Origin of the sequence: Pseudoclavibacter sp. RFBA6 (assembly GCF_002931575.1) — a bacterium.
GTDB lineage: Bacteria > Actinomycetota > Actinomycetes > Actinomycetales > Microbacteriaceae > Pseudoclavibacter > Pseudoclavibacter terrae.
Genome location: NZ_PSUA01000003.1, coordinates 244,469 through 261,854, shown reverse-complemented (window position 1 = coordinate 261,854; position 17,386 = coordinate 244,469). Strand labels below are relative to the sequence as shown.

Here is a 17,386-nt window from a genome sequence, read left to right as displayed (position 1 = left end):
CGCAGTCAGGAGGCGACCTCGTGGAGGAGACCCAGAAGTCGCCAACGACCCCCGTCACCATCCGGGACGTGGCCGAGCGGGCCGGCGTCTCTAAGTCACTGGTCTCACTGGTGCTGCGCGACGCCCCCCACGTGAGCGACACCCGCCGCGCGGCCGTCCTCACCGCGATCGCGGAACTCGGCTACCGCCCCAACGCGCACGCCCGCGGACTCTCCCGCGCCAAGACGCGAACCGTCGGGCTCATCGTCAACGACCTCCGCAACCCCTGGTTCGTGGAACTCCTCGAGGGGGTCTCAGCAACACTCCACGCCTCCGGCTACGCGACGCTGCTCACCGACAGCCGCACCGACCAGCGCATCGGGCGCAGCTCGCTAAATGCCCTCATCCAGCAGGGCGTCGACGGCATCGTCGTCATCGGCACCACCTCAGAGGGTGACGCCGTGGCCCGCATCGCCGAGGACGTGCCCGTCGTGCTCGCCGGCACCCTCGACCCCGACCTTCCCGCGGTCGACATCGTCACCAACGACGACGAGGCCGGCGCCCACCAGATCACCCGCCACCTCCTCGAACTCGGACACACGCGCATCGCCTACCTCCGCGGGCCCGGCCGCATCAGCGAACTGCGAGAGCAGGGCTTCCTCCGCGCCATGGCCGAAGCCGGACTCGCCGCTCACGCCGTCACCGAAGCGGGAGGCATGAGCGAAGAGAGCGCACACGCAGCCGCTGGGCGGCTCCTCAGCGCCCCGGAAGGCGAGCGGGTCACCGCGATCTTCGCCTTCAACGACGCCTCGGCCATCGGCGTGCTCTCGGTCGCCAACACCCTTGGGCTGCGCGTGCCCGCCGACCTGTCCGTCGCGGGCTACGACAACTCCCCGCTCGCGAAGTTCCAAGTGGTGTCGCTCACCTCCGTCGACACCGGCAACTTCGCCATCGGAGTGCAAGCCGGGACACTCCTCCTCGAGCGGATGCAGCACCCCGTGCAGCTCCAGCGCGTGCAGAAGGTCGCGACGAGTCTCGCCGTGCGCGGATCCACCGGGAGCGCCCCGGCCTGACGCTCGGTGGCGATCAAACGAGAGCAGCGCGCCTGACCCCGACTGGTGACCGAGCGCAACTCGTCGACTCGAGCACAGCTCGTCGACCAGGACGCCGACGCCGACCTTGCTTCAGCGTACGCTGCGACCTTCACGCGCCGACGCGGCCCCTGCGCGATACTGGCCGGGTGACCCCGAACATCCGCGACGCCACCGTCGACGACATCCCCGCGATCACCGAGATCTACAACGAGGACGTGCTGACGACCACCGTCAACTGGAACGCCGCGACCGTCGATGCCGACGACCGCCGCGCCTGGTTCGCCGGCCGAGCAACCGCCGGCCTCCCTGTCCTCGTCGTGGTCGACGACGTGGACGCTGTGCTCGGCTACGCGACCTACGGCGACTTCCGCACCTTCTCCGGCTACCGGCACACGGTGGAGCACTCGGTGTACGTGCGAGGCGAAGCCCGCGGACGCGGCCTCGGCAAGGCACTGACGCTGGCCCTCATCGACCGCGCCCGCGCGGCGGGCAAGCACGTCATGGTCGCGGCCATCGACGCAGACAACGCGGCGTCGATCAGCCTCCACGAGCGTCTCGGCTTCACGCACGCCGGTCGCCTCGACCAGGTCGGCACGAAGTTCGGACGCTGGCTCGACGTGGTCCTCCTGCAGCTCGTCCTCGACGCCGGCGGCCCCGGCGACGCCGGGCGCAGCGACATGGGCTCCTGACCAACATCAGTACAGAAACTGGGCCGTCGAGCACTGCGAAGGCTACAGGCGGCGATTCTGCACTGATGTTGGTCACGAAGGAGCCAAGCAGTACGCGCTACAGCGCCAGCTCGCTCAGCCCTGCTCCTCGACCACGACGCGGAACGCCGAGACGGCGCTGTCGACGGCACCACGCACGTGGCTGCCCGCGGCGGCCGACGCCCGCAGGAACTCGACGACCTCAACCGTGATCTCCTCGCCAGGCAGCACGTTCGGGATTCCCGGCGGGTACGCGGCGAGCGAGTCGGCGGAGATGCGTCCGATGGCGTCCGCCCACGGAACCGTCTCCGCGTCGGCGAGGTAGGCGGCGCGGGGCCGGATGCGCATCTCCCCCGGCCCAGGCATCGGCGGGATCACGACAGCCGAGTCGCCTCGCACTTCTGTGGCGGGCGACGCCGCGGCGACGTCCGCCGTGATCTCGGCGAGGGCGTCCAGCAGGACACGCGCATCCGGCGTCTTGCCGATGCCGATGACCGCGACGATGCAGCTGACGGTCGCCATCTCGACCATGACGCCGAACTCGCGGGCGAGGCGCAGCCGCACGGTGTGCCCGTCGAGGCCCGTCGCGCGGATGTCGACGGGGATGCGGAACGGGTCGATCGCGACCGTCGACGGGTACGCGTCGAACGCGTCTGAGACGACCGGGAAGCGACCGTCGGCGCGGAACATGTCGCGGGCGGCGAGCACGGCGTCGTAGGACGCCTCGAGCAGGTCGCGGCGCTCGACGAGGTCGCGACGATCGAGGTCCAGCGACGCGAGCAGCAGCGAGCTCTCGCTTGTCGACGCGGTCATGCGGTGGGCTCGCTCGACGTGCGGTTCGAGCGCCCGAGCGATGGGACCGTGCCCGAGGTGCACCAGCGCACTCTGCGAGAGCGACGAGGTGAGCTTGTGGGTGCTCGTGACGACGAGATCAGCGCCGAGGCGCACGGGAGAATCGGGAAGCTCGGGAAGGAACCCGAAGTGAGCGCCCCAGGCGGCGTCGACGATGAGGGCGGCACCGGCCTCATGCACCACCTCGGCGATGCCTGCGACGTCGGCGACGGCGCCGAAGTAGCTGGGCGAGACGATGTAGACGGCCGCGACGTCGCCGCCGCCGGATGCGCGTCGCTCGGCCAGCGCATCCGCGACCGCGGCGGGGGTGACCCCGTGGGCGATGCCGTGCTCGAGGTCGACTTCGGGCAGCACGAAGCTCGGCGACGAGCCGCCCAGGATGATGCCGTCGACGAAGCTCGAGTGGGCGCTGCGCTGCATGAGCACGCCCTCGCCGAGCCCGCGTGCGGCCAGGGCCGCCATGCGGTTGCCCATCGAGGAACCGCCGGTCAGGAACCAGGTTCGGGATGCACCCCACGCGTCGGCGGCGAGACGTTCGGCCTGCTCGCGGGGTGACCCGTCGCCGAGGTCGATGCCGTCGAGGAGTGGCGTGACGTCGAGTTCCAGCACCCGCTCACCGAAATACTCCGCCTGGCCCAGGCCGAGACCCGTGGCGTCGGCGCCGTGGCCCGGCACGAGGAAGGCAGTGGAGTCGCGGGCGGCGTGCACGGCGAGCGCGGCGGCGTATGGCGCCCCTGCGGTGTCTCGACTCGCGCCGGTCGAGTTCTCGAGGGACATCGCGCTCTGAGGTGGGTTCGCAGACACCCCACCGAAGTCGCCTTCGGCGTCGTCGTAGGCGAACGTCGGAACCTCGGGTGCGTGCGTCATGCCCCCATCGTGCCAGGGTCGCTTGCAAGAGAGAATGGCAACTTGACGGTATGGCTTCAGTCGTAGACTGAAGCCATGTCACACCGCCAGGCGCCGAATCTTCCCGACTTCAGGGGGCTAGCAGCGTTCGACGCCGTTCTCGCGGAGGGCTCCGTCGCCGCGGCGGCGAGCTCGCTGGGATGGAGCCACCCGACGGTCGACCACCATCTCCGGCGACTCGAGCAGCAGGCAGGCGTCAAGCTGCTGGAGCGCGGCCCCCGTGGCAGCACCCCGACCGCAGCGGGCCGCGTCTTCGCAGTCCGCGCGAGGCAGCTGCTCGAGGCCGGCCGCAGGGCGTTCACCGAACTCGACGCGTGGCTCGACGACGAGCGGCGACTCGTGCGCTTCGGCATCTTCCCCACCCTCGGCGCGCTCGTCGTCCCAGGCATCCTGCGCCGAGCCGAACTCGCGCACCTCAGTCTCGAACTGACACTCGACGAGTGCGAACGGCTCGCCAGACAGCTGGAGCAGGGCCAGCTGGACGCAGCCGTCCTCTTCCAGGCCCCAGGACTGCCGACGCACCTCTCCCCCGAGGTCACGACAGAGCTGCTCTTCGCTGAGCCCCTGGTTCTGGCGGTGCACCGCTCGCATCCACTCGCCGCTGCGAAGCCGAGCCAACCCATTCGAGAGTTCACCGAGCTGCGGCAGGATCGGTGGGCTTTCGGCGCGTCGGGCGGCGACACCCTGGACGAGGCCACGCGCGAGCTGTGCAGACGAGCCGGCTTCGAAGCGAGCACGGGCATGCACTCCGACGACTACCCAGCAATTCTCGGGATGATCGCGGCGGGGCAGCTCGTGGCCGTCGTCCCCGTCTCGGTCGCGACCTGGCACGACGACGCAGTCGCGTTCCTGCCCATCGATACTGCGACGCTCACCCGCGAGGTCGTGCTCGCCACACGGGAGGAGCCTCCGGCCGCGCTGAGAGACGCGATCGCGGGGGCACTGTCGGAGCTCAGCACTCGCTGAGGCGGCTGCCTCAGCCTCACCAGCCGATTGCGTCACGGTCGGAAACCTCCCGGTGACAGGCCCTAGGGTCGTGTTGTTCTAACAAATGACGGAAGGCGAACAGTGACCAGCAACGTTCCTGAACTCGGACTCAACGACGGCACCACGATCCCCGCGATCGGCTTCGGCACCTTCCCGCACGCCGGCGAGGACTCCGCCGGACCCACACGCGAGGCGCTCTCGCTCGGCTACCGACTCCTCGACACTGCCATCAGCTACGACAACGAGGAAGCCGTCGGCAGGGGCATCCGTGCGTCCGACGTACCGCGCTCCGAGATCGTCGTCACGAGCAAGATCCCCGGCCGCTTCCACGGCTACGACGAGACGCTCGCCGGCTTCGACGAGTCGATCGCGCGCCTCGGCCTCGAACAGCTCGACCTGCTGCTCATCCACTGGCCGCTGCCGCGCCTCGAGAAGTACGTCGACACCTGGCGCGCACTGGTGCAGCTGCAGAAGGACGGCCGGGTGCGGTCGATCGGCGTCTCGAACTTCACCCCGGAGCACCTGACGAAGATCGTTGACGCGACCGGTGTCACACCCGCTGTCAACCAGGTCGAGCTGCACCCGTTCTTCCCGCAGGCCGCGCTGCGCGAGTTCCACGCGGAGCACGGCATCGTGACCGAGGCCTGGAGCCCGCTTGGTCGCGGCGAGCTGCTCGAGCATCCCGTCGTCGTCGAGGTTGCTGCCGCGCACGGCGTCTCGCCCGCGCAGGCCATCCTCCGCTGGCACGTCGAGCTCGGCTCGGTGCCGATCCCGAAGTCGCGTTCCACCGAGCGCCAGGCGAAGAACCTCGACATCTTCGGCTTCCAGCTCGACCAGGCAGAGGTGGATGCGCTCTCCGGACTCGAGCGCGGACGCATCTGGGACCAGGACCCGGACACCCACGAGGAGTTCTAGCCCCAGGCCTCGCGCTCGCGCCTGCCCGTTCCGGCCCTCAGCGCAGCGACGGCAGAGAGTTGTGGCCCGGTGCTGCTCATTGACGGATGAACAGCACCGGGCCACAATCTTGTGCGCGGGGGTGGCGCGGGGGCCGCTTCGGCGCTACAGCTCGTTGCCGCTGACCGCGAAGGTGTCGCAGGCGCCCGTGCCCTGCTCGTAGCCGGTCACGAACCAGTTCACGCGCTGCTCGCTGGTGCCGTGCGTGAACGATTCCGGGTTCACCTGGCCCTGCTGGCCCTGGATGTGGTCGTCGCCGACCGCGGACGCAGCCGAGAGCGCCACGTTGACCTGCTCGCGCGTTGGCGGCTCGAGGAGCGTCACGCCTTCGGCGGTCTCCGTGGTCGCGGCCTCGCCGAGCCAGGCGCCCGCGAAGCAGTCGGCCTGCAGCTCGATGCGCACGCCGTCAGACGTCGGCCCCGTGTCGGTGCGGTTCGTGGTGTCGAAGACACCCATCTGGTGCTGGATATGGTGGCCCCACTCGTGCGCGACGACGTACATCTCCGCAAGCGGGCCATCCTGCGCACCGAGTTGCGAGGTGAGCAGCTGGAAGAACGACGTGTCGACGTACATCGACGAGTCGCCAGGGCAGTAGAACGGGCCGACCGCGTTGGACGCGGTCCCGCACGCCGAGCTCGTCTGGCCCTCGTACAGGATGAAACCGGGCTGCTCGTACGTGACGCCGACGGCAGCGCTCTCCGTCTCCCAGAAGTCGGCGAGCGAGTTCTGGACGCCGACCATGCGGCAGTCGATCTGCGCGTTCGCGTCGGCACCGGTCTGGCACTCCTCGGCGAGTCCCCCGCCTTCGACCTCCTGCTGCGTCTGCTGGCCCTGGTCGACGCCGCTGACGAGTCCCGTCAGGTCGACGCCGAGGAACTGCGAGGCGAGGAACGCCACGATGAGCAGGCCGATCGAGCCGCCGCCGATCGCGGCCGTCTTGGCTCCCCGGCCGCGCTTCTGCACGCCGCTCGTGTCGAGCTTCGCGTTCTCGTTGAAAGTCATGCGCGAAATCTACTCCGCTGCACGGCGGGCGTGGGCCTCGACGCGAGAGCGTGCCCAAAATAGGCCGGGCGGGGAGCGGACGCAGCTCGCGCCGCATCCGCTCGCCGCATCCGCTTCTCACCACACGGCACCGGGCCGTCCGGTTCGCCCTCGTCACTCGAGGATGCCGACGACCTTCGTCTGCGTCATGTCCTCGTACGCGAACCGGACCCCTTCGCGACCCATGCTGCCGTACTTGGCGCCGCCGAACGGCATGGCGTCGAAGCGGTAGTCGGAGGAGTCGTTGACCATGACCGCCCCGGCCTCGAGCTCACGCGTCGCTCGCATCGCGGTGCTCAGGCTGCTCGTGAAGACCGCCGCATGGAGGGCGTACTCGGGCTCGTTGGCCAGGTCGACGGCTTCCTCGAACGAGGAGAACGTCTCGATGACGACGATGGGCGCGAACGCCTCATCGGCCCACACGCACTGGCTGCGCGGCACGTCGGCGAGCACCGTCGGCGGGAAGAACGCGCCGTCGGCGCGCCCGCCTTCGAGGAGCCGCGCGCCGGCGGCCACGGCGGCCTCGACGGACTGCTGTGCCGAGTTCGCGGCGGCCTCGCTGATCATGGGGCCGACATCCGTCGACTCCTTCGAGGGGTCCCCGGTCGTCAGCCTCGACGTGGCCGCGACGAACTCGTTCCGGAACCGATCCGCGACCGACTCATGGACGATGATGCGCTGCGTGCCGATGCAGTTCTGGCCTGCGGCCCAGAAGGACCCGGACACGCAGCGCGCGACCGCCGTGGTCAGATCCGCGTCGCCGAAGACGAGGACGGGGGCGTTGCCGCCGAGCTCCATCGAGACCTTCTTGATGCCCGCGGCCGCTGCGATCGCCTCACCAGTGCGGAAGCCGCCGGTGAAGGACACCATCCGGATCTCGCGCGCGGAGACGAGTGCCTGCGAGAGCAGTCGGTTGCCGTGCACCGTGGTGATGACCTCGGCGGGCAGGCCGCTCTCGACCAGCAGGTCGACGAGGAGCCTCGCCGTGAGCGGGGTGAGCTGCGAGGGCTTGAGGATGACGGAGTTGCCGCCGGCGATCGCCGGCCCGATCTTGTGCGCGACCAGGTTCAGCGCGTCGTTGTACGGCGTGATCGCGAGGATGATGCCGAGCGGTTCGCGCGTGAACCAGCCGGTTCTCGTCTCCGATCCTTCGAACGCGTCGAATGGAACGACTTCGCCTGCGTTGCTTCGCGCTTGCACCGCGGACAGCTTGAGGGTGTTCTGGCAGCGCGCGACTTCCTTTCGCGCCTGCACGATGGTCTTGCCCGCTTCGGCGACGATCAGTCGAGCGACCTCGTCCGACCGCTGGCCGAGGAGGGCGGCGGCGTTCTCCAGGACAGTCGCGCGAGCGTGGCGTGACAGCGCGCGGGCGACGAGGCTCCCTGATCGGGCTCGCTCGATGATCTCGGGAAGGTCTTCCGCGGAATGCTGGCGCACGTGCCCGACGACCGCTCCGTCTGCGGGATTCGTGACGACCAGCTCCTCCCCGGTGGCGACCAGACCCGGCGCACGTCCGACGACGGACAGCCGGGCGGTCACAGCGTGACCCCGACGAGGTCGACGAGCTCTGCAGCCGCGGCTCGTTCGCTCGTGCGCGTGGCGGCGTCGATGGCGATGATGTCGGAGAGCAGCGCGTACGCCGTCTCGACACGACCAGCTCCTGGGCCCGAGACGGTGACCTGTCCGAGGAGGTCGGTCGTGAACGTCACAGCGTTCGTGGCCCCCGCGATGCCGGCGAGCGGGTGCTCTTCGCCCAGCGCGAGCGGCCTCACCGCAGCTGTCACGCCCCCGTCATCCGTTCTCGTCGCCGATCCGATGAGCTTCCACCGAAGCCCCTGCCCGCTGGCCTCGCGGATGTCGGCGTCGCTGATGCCGGAGATGCCCTGCGTGTCGATGCTGGCGAGGGGCACGTCGACGCCCAGCACCTGCTGGGCGAGGATCGCGACCTTGAGCCGCACATCCGAGCCCTCGATGTCGGCGGTCGGGTCTGCCTCCGCGTACCCGAGCTCCTGCGCCTCGCGGATGGCCGCCTCCAGTGTCGCGCCTGCTTCGCGTCGCCCGAGCACGTAGTTGCTGGTCCCGTTGAGGATGCCCTCGACGGACGAGGTCGTGAGCCCTGGCAGCATCTGCTGCGCGAACCGGAGGATCGGCGTGCCGCTGAGCACGGCCCCCTCGAACTCGAAGGACAGGCCGCGTTCCTCGGCGAGCGCCGTCAGCGCTCGGGCGTGCAGCGCCACCGGGCCCTTGTTGGTCGTGGTGACGTGCTTGCCGGATTCCAGCGCCCACCGGACGTGCGAGGCGGCGGGCTGGCCGTCGACGGGGTTGGTGAAGGTCGCCTCGACGACGATGTCGGCAGGGCAGTCCTGGATGACGTCGTGGTTGCGTGGGTCGGCGCTTCCTCCTGGGAGCGCACTGAAGTCCGCCCCGCGCGGCATGGCCAGCACTGCGGCGAGGTCGATGCCGTCCGGTTGCACAAGCGATCCGAAGGCGAGGTCGGTGATGGCGACGACCCTGAGGCTGAAGCCGAGCTGTCGGGTGAGTCGTTCAGCGTCACTGCTGATGAGCTCTGCGAGTGCGCGGCTGACGCCGCCGAATCCGATGAGGGCCAGGTCGTACGTTCTCACGGTGTCTCCTTCTGGTCGAGGTGACCTCAGCTTGGGCGGCACCTGCGTCAGGCCGATGCTGTCTTTTCGCCGCTGTCGCCTGACGTTTCGGCGGTGCGACTGCCGTTTCGCCTGCCCTCGTCGTAGGGGCTTGTGGAACCCGGTGGCGGATGCATACTTGGGAAATATCCCAGAGAGATGCAATATAGACACCACCACGTGACTATGTAGCACTCGAAGCATCTTGGTCACGACACAGAACTCAAAGGTGAGCCATGTCCCCTTCAACGCATACCGAGCTGCACAACTCGCTCCCCCACACCACCTCCACGCAGGTGCCATTGCGCAAGCTGCAGCGATCGATGGGTGCACGCCACCTGGTGATGATCGCCCTCGGCGGGGTCATCGGCTCCGGCCTCTTCCTGAGCTCCGGATACACGATCTCGCAGGCGGGACCGCTCGGCGCCGTCCTCGCCTACGGCATCGGCGCGGTCGTGGTCTACCTCGTGATGACCTGCCTCGGCGAGCTCGCCATCGCGTACCCAGTGTCCGGGGCCTTCCACATCTACGCCGCGCGAAGCATCAACCCCGCCACCGGCTTCACGACGGCCTGGCTCTACTGGCTGTGCTGGGCGGTCGCGCTCGGCTCCGAGTTCACCGCCGCCGGCATCCTCATGCAGCGCTGGTTCCCCGGCGTCGACGTCTGGATCTGGTGCCTCGTCTTCGCCGCGGCGCTCTTCGGCATGAACGCCATCTCGGCGCGAGTGTTCGGAGAGTCGGAGTTCTGGTTCTCCCTGATCAAGGTGACGGCGATCATCGTGCTGATCATCCTCGGCGGTGCGGCGATCTTCGGCTTCGCCCCGTTCGGCGGGCAGGCGGCGGAAAGCGGCCCCGTGCTGTTCAGCAACTTCGACACGCCTGACGGGCTCTTCCCCACCGGCATCTCCGGTGTCCTCGTCACCGCCCTCGCCGTGTTCTACGCGTTCAGCGGCTCCGAGCTCATCGGTGTCGCCGCCGGCGAGACCAAGGACCCTGCGAAGAACATCCCCAAGGCGCTCAAGTCGACGGTCCTGCGCCTAGTGATCTTCTTCATCGGCGCGATCACGGTGATCGCAGCGATCGTCCCGTACGAGGAGACCGGCGTCACCGACAGCCCGTTCGTGACGGTCTTCGAGTACATCGGCATCCCGTTCGCCGCCGACATCATGAACTTCGTGATCATCACGGCGCTGCTCTCCGCGGGCAACAGCGGACTGTTCTCCTGCGCGCGGATGCTCTTCTCGCTGGCCGAGGAAGGCCACGCGCCCCAGGTCTTCACGAAGCTCACCCGCCGCGGCATCCCCCTTGTGGCCCTCAGCGTCAGCATGCTCGGCGGGCTCGCGTCGCTCATCTCGAGCGTCATGGCACCGGAGACGGTCTACCTCGTGCTGGTCTCCGTCGCGGGCTTCGCCGTGGTCGCGGTGTGGATGTCGATCGTCGCCTCGCAGTTCTTCCACCGCCGGAAGTTCGTGCGCAGCGGTGGCGACGTGCGCACGCTGGCCTACCGCACGCCGCTGTACCCGTTCGTGCCCATCCTGGCGTTCGTGCTGCTGAGCGTCTCGATCGTGGCGATCGCCTTCGACCCGAACCAGATCGCAGCCCTCTACTTCGGGGTGCCGTTCGTCATCGCCTGCTACGTGATCTTCTGGTGGCGCTACACCCGCCGTGGCGCGAAGCCGAGGCTCCTCATCGACGAGGAGGCACCCGTCGCCGCCCCGGATGGGACCGCGACCGAGACCGGGCGTGGGCGCTCACCGGAGAGAAGCGCAGAGCATTGAGCACGCGGATGACGACGGAACCCGTCTGGGTCGAGGTGGATCTCGACGCCATCGAGCACAATCTCCAGGAGATCCAGCGGGAGTTCGCCGGACGCAGCACGCTCTGCATCGTCCTCAAGGCGGACGCCTACGGGCACGGCATCGACCTGCTCGGCCCCGTCGTCATCGCCAAGAACATCGAGATGCTCGGCATCTCGAGTAACCGTGAAGCCGCCCAACTCCGCGCCCTTGGCTTCACGGGGCGTCTCCTGCGGCTGCGTTCTGCGCAGCCGCAGGAGATGCAGGCGGGGGTCCACTGGAACATCGAGGAGTGGATCGGCGGCTTCCCGCACGCCACAACCGCCTCGGCCATCGCCACCGCCTCCGGCCGATCGATTCCCGTTCACCTGTCCGTGAACTCGACCGGCATCACGCGGGAGGGCATCGACGTGTCACGCCCCGCAGGCCTCGCAGAGCTTCGGGCGCTCGCATCCCTCCCCGGACTCGATGTGCGCGGCATCGCGACGCACTTCCCCCTCGAGGATCAGCAGGACATCAGAGCCGGCACGGCCCGGTTCGTCGACGAGGCCGACACCGCCACGAGCGTGCTGCGAGAGCAGGGTGCCACCTCGCGGATCGACCGCCATTGCGCCACCTCGTACGCGGGCCTGACCGTGCCCGAGTCCCGACTCGACCTCGTCCGCATCGGGGCCGCCCTCTACGGCGACACCGCGGCCGACCCGAAGCGCTTCCGCAGGGCGATGACCGTCAGATCCCGCGTCGCCGCCGTCAACGGATACTCCGCCGGCGAGACCGTCGGCTACGAACGCACCCACGTGCTCGAACGCGACTCCGTGCTCGCCTCGGTCCCGGTCGGCTACGGGGACGGCTTCCATCGGAGCCTGGGCGGTCGCGCGCAGGTGCTCATCCGCGGCAAGCGCGCGCCCGTCATCGACCTGCCCGGCATGAACTGCCTGATCATCGACGTCACGGAGGTCCACGGCGTCTTCCCGGGGGACGATGTCGTGCTCTACGGCAGGCAGGGCGGAGGCGAGGTGACGAGCCACGACCTCGAACTCGCCAACACGCAGATCGCCGCAGACCTCTACACCGCCTGGGGGCGTATCCTCCCCCGATTCGCGGTCGGCAGCGCCGCCCGTCGGCCCGCGCTCGCAGTACGCTGAAGCCCCCACCGTCGCCGACATTCGAGGTGACACGCAGAGAGCTCGACTCCGAGGAGATCGCACCATGCAGCAGCAGTCCTCGCTGGCGCAGGGCCTGTCGCTCCTGACCGCAGCGACGCAGAGGGAGGCCACCGGCCGCTCCGCCTTCACGGTGTCGAGGCTCGCCGACCACACCGGGATCGAACGCAGCCGGGTGTCGCGCCTCACGCAAGAACTCGTCCAGCTGCGGATGCTGGAAAAGAACGAGGAGCTGGTCTTCCGGCCAGGACCTCGCCATTTCCAGGTAGCCGCCGCCCGCCACACCCCGTGGCTGCGAGCGGCACGAAGCGAACTGCGCTCCCTGGTCGCCCGGTTCCCCGTGGATGCGCGCATCTCGGCGTCACTCGGCGACCGCGCACTGCTCCTTCGATTCGAGTCGCCGACGTCGGGGACGACCGCGTCGCTGCGCCCCGGCATGGTCACCCCGATCTGGTGCACGGGGGCCGGGCGTGCGCTCCTCTGGGACTCGTCGCTCGGCACGCTAGAGCAGCTCCTCGGCAACGCGCAGTTCGTCGGCGTCGGCGGACCCCGCGCCGCCTACTCGATCGCCGAGCTGGCCGCCAGAATCGACCGTGATCGGTCAAGCGGTCACGTCGACGCCTTCGAGGAGTTCGAACATGAGTCGAGCGATCTCGCTGTCCCCCTCCGAGGCGAGGGCGAGGTCATCGTGGCCTCGCTCAGCTGCGTCTCCCAAGCCCTCCCGGAAGCCGAGACCCCCGGCCTGATCGCGGCGATGAAGGCCGCGGCCGCGCGCATCACGGCACTCGCCACCTCCGGCAGCTGAGCGTCAGCAGGCGGGAGCGGCCAGCACTTCGGAGAGGCGCGCGGCGGTCCGGGCCACCGCAGCCCCGAGCTCATCGCTCTTCGGCACCATCTCCGCACGGGCGCCGACGATCTGCACGGCGGCGATCACCTCGCCGCGGAAGTCCCAGATCGGAGCGCCGACCGAGTAGAGCCCCGGTTCTGCTTCCTCATCCACGATCGAGTACCCGCGCCGACGCGCGCGCTCCAGGCGCTCGAGGAAGTCGCCGACATCGACCGGAGCATTCGGCCCTGACGCCCGGAAGTCCGCTGCCGCGAGAACGGCGGCCACCTCGTCGTCGTCGGCATCCCAGAGCGTCCCCTGCCCTGCGTCCGAGCAGAACGCCGGATACGGGCGGCCCAGCCAGGAGCCGATCATGCGAGCGTCCCTCGGCAGTGCCTCCACGATCGTCACCGTGCTGTCACCGCTCAGGACGCCGATGAAGCAGGCCTCGCCGGTGTCCCGCGCGAGCCCCTCGAGCAGCGTGAGGCCATCGATCCTCAGGCGTCGCTCCGTGAGCTCCTGAGCGGTCGCGTAGCCGCGCCATCCGAGCTCGTAGCTCCGGTCATCGCGCCTCAGGACCGAGCCATCCTCGGCAAGGTGCTTCAGCGTTCGCGAGACCTGCGAGCGATCACGGTCGAGCGCACCCGCGACCTGAGCCACCGTCGCACGGTGCGGAGGTGTCCGCGTCAGCTGGGCGAGCGTGGTGAGCACGTCGAGGGCACGCCCCATGCTCGAATTCGACTCCACGCTCGCCAGCCTAGCGAGGGTCAGTGGATCGCGAAGACTCGAGCGGGGAATCCGCTTCCGCCCTGCGGTTTCGGCCAGGTCGCGACGACCGCTGCGCCGGCCGCCGGCACGCGATCAAGACTCGCGAGCAGCTCAACCTGCCACCGATCCCGCTCGAGCAGGAATCGCTCGAGGCTGAAGTCGCCAGCGGAGGTCGCGACACCCGGATCCGTGTCGGTCTGCTCATGACCGACACCCGCGATGTCACGCTCCTCGATCAGAAAGGTGAGCACCTCGCGCGACCATCCGGGCGTGTGGCTCACACCGTCCGAGTCCGTGTTGGCCATGGCTGCGGCGTCGGGCCAGCGGTGGCTCCAATCGGTGCGGAGCGCCACGAAGGCGCGAGCGGGGATACGTCCGTGCTCCGCCTCCCAGCGCTCGACATCCCGGAGCACCGGCGTCGCATCCGCGTCGCTCGCCGCACGTTCGCTGATGTCGAGGACGACCAGCGGGAGGATCATCTCGGAGACTGGCAGCTCGTCGACAGCCCGCCCTCCGGCGGCGAAGTGCGATGGCGGGTCCACGTGCGTGCCCCACTGTCCGATGAGCGAGTACCGGTGCGCCGTGAATCCGTCTCCACGCTCCAGGGAGAAGAGCTCTTCACGCTCCTCGTCCGGGAACGCCGGGAAATGGGGTTGCCCGGCGTGGAAGGCGTGCGTGAGATCCGTGTAGACGCGCCCCTCGAGCGCAGCGCTCAGCTGCGACCAGGCATCACTCGAGCTGGCGCCGCTCGAGGCCAGCGCGCTCGTCCCCTTCCCCCGCGAGACGAGCGTCACCCCCTCGGTCACCTCGATCACGGGCACCTCCCATGGATGCACCTCGACGATGCGCTCGAGAATCTCGGTGAGCCGAGCAGAGCCGAGTGCGTCGTCGACGTGCGTCGTCACCGCGAGCGTGGGCGAAATCGTCCGCTCGCCAGCGGACCCGAGCGTCGGCTGAGCTCCTGACCCCACGGTGAAGCCCTCGAAGCCGATCGACACCTCGGTCACCGTCTTGTAGTCACCGAAGTCACCGACCTCCGAGAACGACGCGAGCACGTCGCGCAGTGGGCGCACGTCGGGACTCTCCCTGAAGACCGAGACGTTGCCGGCGACGACCTCGGCGAACGTGGCCGGCTGCACTGGCCAGTACACCCGGATCCTGCTTCGAACCGTTGTCCTGAGAACCATCGTGTTCCTCTCCTGTGACGCGTCATCGCGTCGTCGTCGTTCCGCACCCTATGCAATATAACCATGTCATAGTGCTAATGTCACACGCATGGAGGGGGTGCAGCAATGACGATGCGGCCACGAGACGAGATCGACGCGCAGATCCTGCGAGAGCTGACCAAGAACGCGCGCATCCCGCTCGTCGCACTTGGGAACCGGGTCCGACTCTCACGCAACGCGGTGAAGCAGCGCATCGAGCGCCTCGAACGAGACGGGGTCATCGAGGGCTACACCCTCGTGCGGGGCAGCGACGCCGACACCCACGACCACCCGATCTCCGCCGTGCTCTTCGTCTACCGCGCCGACCGGATGCGCGGGGCCGATGTCCTCGCAACGCTCGCGGAGGTCCCCGAGGTGATCAGATGCGACATCCTGACCGGCGACTACGACCTGTTCGTGCTCCTCGAGGCCCGCTCGGTCGAGCGCATCAAGGAGGTCTGGGAGAGCATCGCCGCCATCCCGGGCGTCAAGAACACCGTGACCTCACTCTCCCTGTCCACGGCCATCCGACACTCGCCGCCCGCAGGCGACTGACCCTGGCCACCACGACCGAGGGCACAGCTCCCTGCGCTACGCGTCGATGCCGGCGGCCTCGAGCGCTGCGAGCAGGCCTGGGAGCCAGGCCAGTGCCGCGTCGCTCGCGGTCTGCCGCGAGCTGGCGTCGTGCCGCCCGTACTCACCGACCCGCTGCGCACCGAGCTCGGTCATGAGCCGGTCGATGTGCTCGCTGCCCTGGCTGTACGTGTCCGAGTAGGTGGAGTCGCCCATACCGAACATGCCGTAGCGGAAGCCGTCGAGTGCCGGTCGGATGGCGTCCAGCTCCTCCCAGAAGGGCAGGGCCCCGCTCGGCAGCTCACCGTCACCGTGGGTCGAGCAGACGAAGAGGTAGAACGTGCCTTCCTCGAGCTCCTCCGGCTCGAAGACGGACATGTCCTCGACCGTGACCTCACGGTCGGGCATGGCGTCCGCAAGGTCGCCGGCGACCATCTCCGCGTTTCCGGACTCCGTTCCGTAGAGGATGACGATGCTCATGAGCTGCTCCTAGTTGTCGCTATCGGGGGTTGGGGCTTCTGGCACGGACGGGTCGGAGCTTAGCGGAGCAACCGCGGCCGAGGACCCGGATGAGCTTCGAGCGATGCGCAGGAGACTCTCGGTGTCCTGCTCCTTCGCCCGCACGCGGCCGGGGCCAGCCTGACGCTGCTCGTGCTCGTCGATGACGTTCCACTCGGCGAAGCTCACCGAGACCTCGTCGAGGCGTGCGAGCAGGGCCGCCCGCTCACCCTCGGGCTTCACATCCGCCGATGCAAGCCACTCCTCGACCTCGCGCGCGACCGTCTGCCCTTCGGCGCGGCTCTCGGCGATGGTGCCCTGCGGGCCGCGCCTCGCCCAGCCTGCCGCGAAGACATCCCGCTCGTGACCGAGCAGCGCATGCAGCAGGTGCGCGTCACCGCGGTGGAAGCCGACGGCGGTAACGACCGAGTCGACGTCGAGAGACGCGGGCTCGGCGACCGTCGAAGCACCCTGGGGCTCGAAGGAGCCGGGGCCGGCGACCGAGAGCCGGAGGGGCGAGCCTCCCTCGGACTCAGCGGCCAGCGCGACGGGCGCGACACCGAATCGAAGGCGCACGGTGACGCGAGGCGTGGCCGGCTGGTCGCGGGCGAGCAGCGCCGCGAGCGCAGCCGCCTGCCCCGATCTCTCCGCAGAATCTTCGAGCGACGAGACCTCGACACCAAAAACCTCGTAGCGCGCATCGTCGATGCGTCCGAGCTCGGCCAACAGCGAGGGGGTGAATTTCGCCTGGTCGACGAGGGATCGTCCGAGCACCTCGATGGTCCGCAGCTCACCCGAGGCCTGCTCGAGCAGCGGCGAGTGCACGTCGGACCCCTCGAAGTCCGTCTCGTGCTTCGCGAGCAGCCGCACGATGTCGATCGCCACGTTGCCGTTCCCGACGACCGCGACGCGAGCGCCGAGCGAGGGAAGGGACACCTCGTCGCCGGGGTGCTGGTTCAGGATGCGCATGAATCGTCCAGCGCCGACGACTCGCGCGTCGTCGAACCCCGGGAGCGGCAGGTGCGCGTCGGCGTGCAGCCCCGTCGCGACGACGGTTGCGTCGAACGCGCCTCGCACCGACTCGAGGTCGACGTCGCGCCCCACCTCGACGTTGCCGAGGAAGCGCACACCCGACCGGGTGAAGAGTCGATCGAACTGGCGGGTGACCGCCTTGGTCCCGACGTGGTCCGGTGCGACGCCGTAGCGGATGAGGCCGTACGGCACGGGCAGGCGCTCGAACATGGTGATATCGACGTCGCGCCTCAGCTTGAGCAGCGCCTGCGCCGTATAGCAAGCCGAGGGGCCGCTGCCGATGATCGCGACGGCACGGCGGGGTTCAACGGTCATGCAGTGGTGCTCTCCTCGACTTGCGGGGGCGCGGGAAACGCTCCGCCG

The 17,386-nt window shown here is 69.1% G+C and carries 16 protein-coding genes; 8 read left to right on the top strand and 8 right to left on the bottom strand.

The features are described from left to right. The first annotated feature begins 20 nt into the window (after positions 1-20). Positions 21-1,052 (top strand): LacI family DNA-binding transcriptional regulator, encoded by a 1,032-nt coding sequence (locus C5C17_RS01795; RefSeq protein ID WP_104251655.1) that lies wholly within the window; start codon positions 21-23, stop codon positions 1,050-1,052. Positions 1,053-1,219: 167 nt separating this feature from the next. Then, on the top strand, positions 1,220-1,762 hold the full coding sequence (locus C5C17_RS01790; protein WP_104251654.1) for a GNAT family N-acetyltransferase: 543 nt from the start codon (positions 1,220-1,222) through the stop codon (positions 1,760-1,762). A gap of 114 nt (positions 1,763-1,876) precedes the next feature. On the opposite strand, the gene C5C17_RS01785 is transcribed toward C5C17_RS01790, so the two are convergent. Continuing rightward, positions 1,877-3,499 (bottom strand): aminotransferase class I/II-fold pyridoxal phosphate-dependent enzyme, encoded by a 1,623-nt coding sequence (locus C5C17_RS01785; protein WP_258065799.1) that lies wholly within the window; start codon positions 3,497-3,499, stop codon positions 1,877-1,879. A 75-nt stretch (positions 3,500-3,574) separates the two neighbouring features. Between C5C17_RS01785 and C5C17_RS01780 the strand changes: the two genes are divergently transcribed. Next, complete coding sequence (locus C5C17_RS01780) at positions 3,575-4,504, top strand: LysR family transcriptional regulator (protein ID WP_104251653.1); 930 nt, start codon at positions 3,575-3,577, stop codon at positions 4,502-4,504. Between the two features lie 102 nt (positions 4,505-4,606). Beyond that, complete coding sequence (locus C5C17_RS01775) at positions 4,607-5,440, top strand: aldo/keto reductase (protein ID WP_104251652.1); 834 nt, start codon at positions 4,607-4,609, stop codon at positions 5,438-5,440. A gap of 144 nt (positions 5,441-5,584) precedes the next feature. Here the strand turns inward: C5C17_RS01775 and C5C17_RS01770 are convergent, their stop codons facing one another. The 3 genes from C5C17_RS01770 to C5C17_RS01760 form a co-directional block, all read right to left on the bottom strand. Further along, positions 5,585-6,481 carry a neutral zinc metallopeptidase gene (locus C5C17_RS01770; protein WP_104251651.1) on the bottom strand — a complete coding sequence of 299 codons (897 nt, stop codon included), beginning with the start codon at positions 6,479-6,481 and terminating at the stop codon, positions 5,585-5,587. A gap of 153 nt (positions 6,482-6,634) precedes the next feature. Continuing rightward, positions 6,635-8,059 (bottom strand): aldehyde dehydrogenase family protein, encoded by a 1,425-nt coding sequence (locus tag C5C17_RS01765; protein ID WP_258065798.1) that lies wholly within the window; start codon positions 8,057-8,059, stop codon positions 6,635-6,637. Next, positions 8,056-9,144, bottom strand: coding sequence for a homoserine dehydrogenase (locus C5C17_RS01760; protein WP_104251650.1), 1,089 nt, complete (start codon positions 9,142-9,144; stop codon positions 8,056-8,058). The genes C5C17_RS01765 and C5C17_RS01760 overlap by 4 nt, the downstream gene beginning before the upstream one ends. Before the next feature lie 254 nt (positions 9,145-9,398). Here C5C17_RS01760 and C5C17_RS01755 point away from each other — a divergent pair, with 254 nt between their 5' ends. The 3 genes from C5C17_RS01755 to C5C17_RS01745 all read left to right on the top strand — a co-directional run bounded on the left by C5C17_RS01755 (position 9,399) and on the right by C5C17_RS01745 (position 12,926). Beyond that, positions 9,399-10,940: an amino acid permease gene (locus tag C5C17_RS01755; protein ID WP_104251649.1), complete on the top strand. Its 1,542-nt coding sequence runs from the start codon at positions 9,399-9,401 to the stop codon at positions 10,938-10,940. An 8-nt stretch (positions 10,941-10,948) separates the two neighbouring features. Further along, positions 10,949-12,103, top strand: a complete 1,155-nt coding sequence (alr, locus tag C5C17_RS01750; protein ID WP_104251648.1) for an alanine racemase — start codon at positions 10,949-10,951, stop codon at positions 12,101-12,103. Between the two features lie 64 nt (positions 12,104-12,167). After that, positions 12,168-12,926 carry an IclR family transcriptional regulator gene (locus C5C17_RS01745; protein WP_104251647.1) on the top strand — a complete coding sequence of 253 codons (759 nt, stop codon included), beginning with the start codon at positions 12,168-12,170 and terminating at the stop codon, positions 12,924-12,926. Positions 12,927-12,929: 3 nt separating this feature from the next. On the opposite strand, the gene C5C17_RS01740 is transcribed toward C5C17_RS01745, so the two are convergent. Together C5C17_RS01740 and C5C17_RS18830 are read right to left on the bottom strand one after the other, a co-directional pair. Continuing rightward, on the bottom strand, positions 12,930-13,694 hold the full coding sequence (locus tag C5C17_RS01740) for an IclR family transcriptional regulator (RefSeq protein WP_258065797.1): 765 nt from the start codon (positions 13,692-13,694) through the stop codon (positions 12,930-12,932). 20 nt (positions 13,695-13,714) lie between these two features. After that, on the bottom strand, positions 13,715-14,431 hold the full coding sequence (locus C5C17_RS18830; RefSeq protein WP_244295948.1) for a cyclase family protein: 717 nt from the start codon (positions 14,429-14,431) through the stop codon (positions 13,715-13,717). Between the two features lie 576 nt (positions 14,432-15,007). On the opposite strand from C5C17_RS18830, the gene C5C17_RS01730 reads away from it, so the two are divergent. Continuing rightward, the gene (locus C5C17_RS01730) at positions 15,008-15,475 is read left to right on the top strand and encodes an Lrp/AsnC family transcriptional regulator (protein WP_104251644.1); all 468 of its coding nucleotides are present in this window, start codon (positions 15,008-15,010) and stop codon (positions 15,473-15,475) included. Positions 15,476-15,511: 36 nt separating this feature from the next. On the opposite strand, the gene C5C17_RS01725 is transcribed toward C5C17_RS01730, so the two are convergent. Both C5C17_RS01725 and C5C17_RS01720 read right to left on the bottom strand, forming a co-directional pair. Then, a complete protein-coding gene (locus C5C17_RS01725) occupies positions 15,512-15,973 on the bottom strand; it encodes a flavodoxin domain-containing protein (protein ID WP_104251643.1) in 462 nt (153 codons plus the stop codon). 9 nt (positions 15,974-15,982) lie between these two features. Then, entirely contained in the window at positions 15,983-17,338 is a 1,356-nt protein-coding gene (locus tag C5C17_RS01720; RefSeq protein ID WP_104251642.1) for an FAD-dependent oxidoreductase, read from the bottom strand. Positions 17,339-17,386 lie beyond the last annotated feature (48 nt).

Bases quoted from the DNA above. Each gene is read 5' to 3' on its own strand.
- C5C17_RS01720 (WP_104251642.1), bottom strand. From the start codon at position 17,338: ATGACCGTTGAACCCCGCCGTGCCGTCGCGATCATCGGCAGCGGCCCC.
- alr (WP_104251648.1), top strand. From the start codon at position 10,949: ATGACGACGGAACCCGTCTGGGTCGAGGTGGATCTCGACGCCATCGAG.
- C5C17_RS01755 (WP_104251649.1), top strand. From the start codon at position 9,399: ATGTCCCCTTCAACGCATACCGAGCTGCACAACTCGCTCCCCCACACC.
- C5C17_RS01725 (WP_104251643.1), bottom strand. From the start codon at position 15,973: ATGAGCATCGTCATCCTCTACGGAACGGAGTCCGGAAACGCGGAGATG.
- C5C17_RS01770 (WP_104251651.1), bottom strand. From the start codon at position 6,481: ATGACTTTCAACGAGAACGCGAAGCTCGACACGAGCGGCGTGCAGAAG.
- C5C17_RS01780 (WP_104251653.1), top strand. From the start codon at position 3,575: ATGTCACACCGCCAGGCGCCGAATCTTCCCGACTTCAGGGGGCTAGCA.
- C5C17_RS01730 (WP_104251644.1), top strand. From the start codon at position 15,008: ATGACGATGCGGCCACGAGACGAGATCGACGCGCAGATCCTGCGAGAG.
- C5C17_RS01745 (WP_104251647.1), top strand. From the start codon at position 12,168: ATGCAGCAGCAGTCCTCGCTGGCGCAGGGCCTGTCGCTCCTGACCGCA.
- C5C17_RS01785 (WP_258065799.1), bottom strand. From the start codon at position 3,499: ATGACGCACGCACCCGAGGTTCCGACGTTCGCCTACGACGACGCCGAA.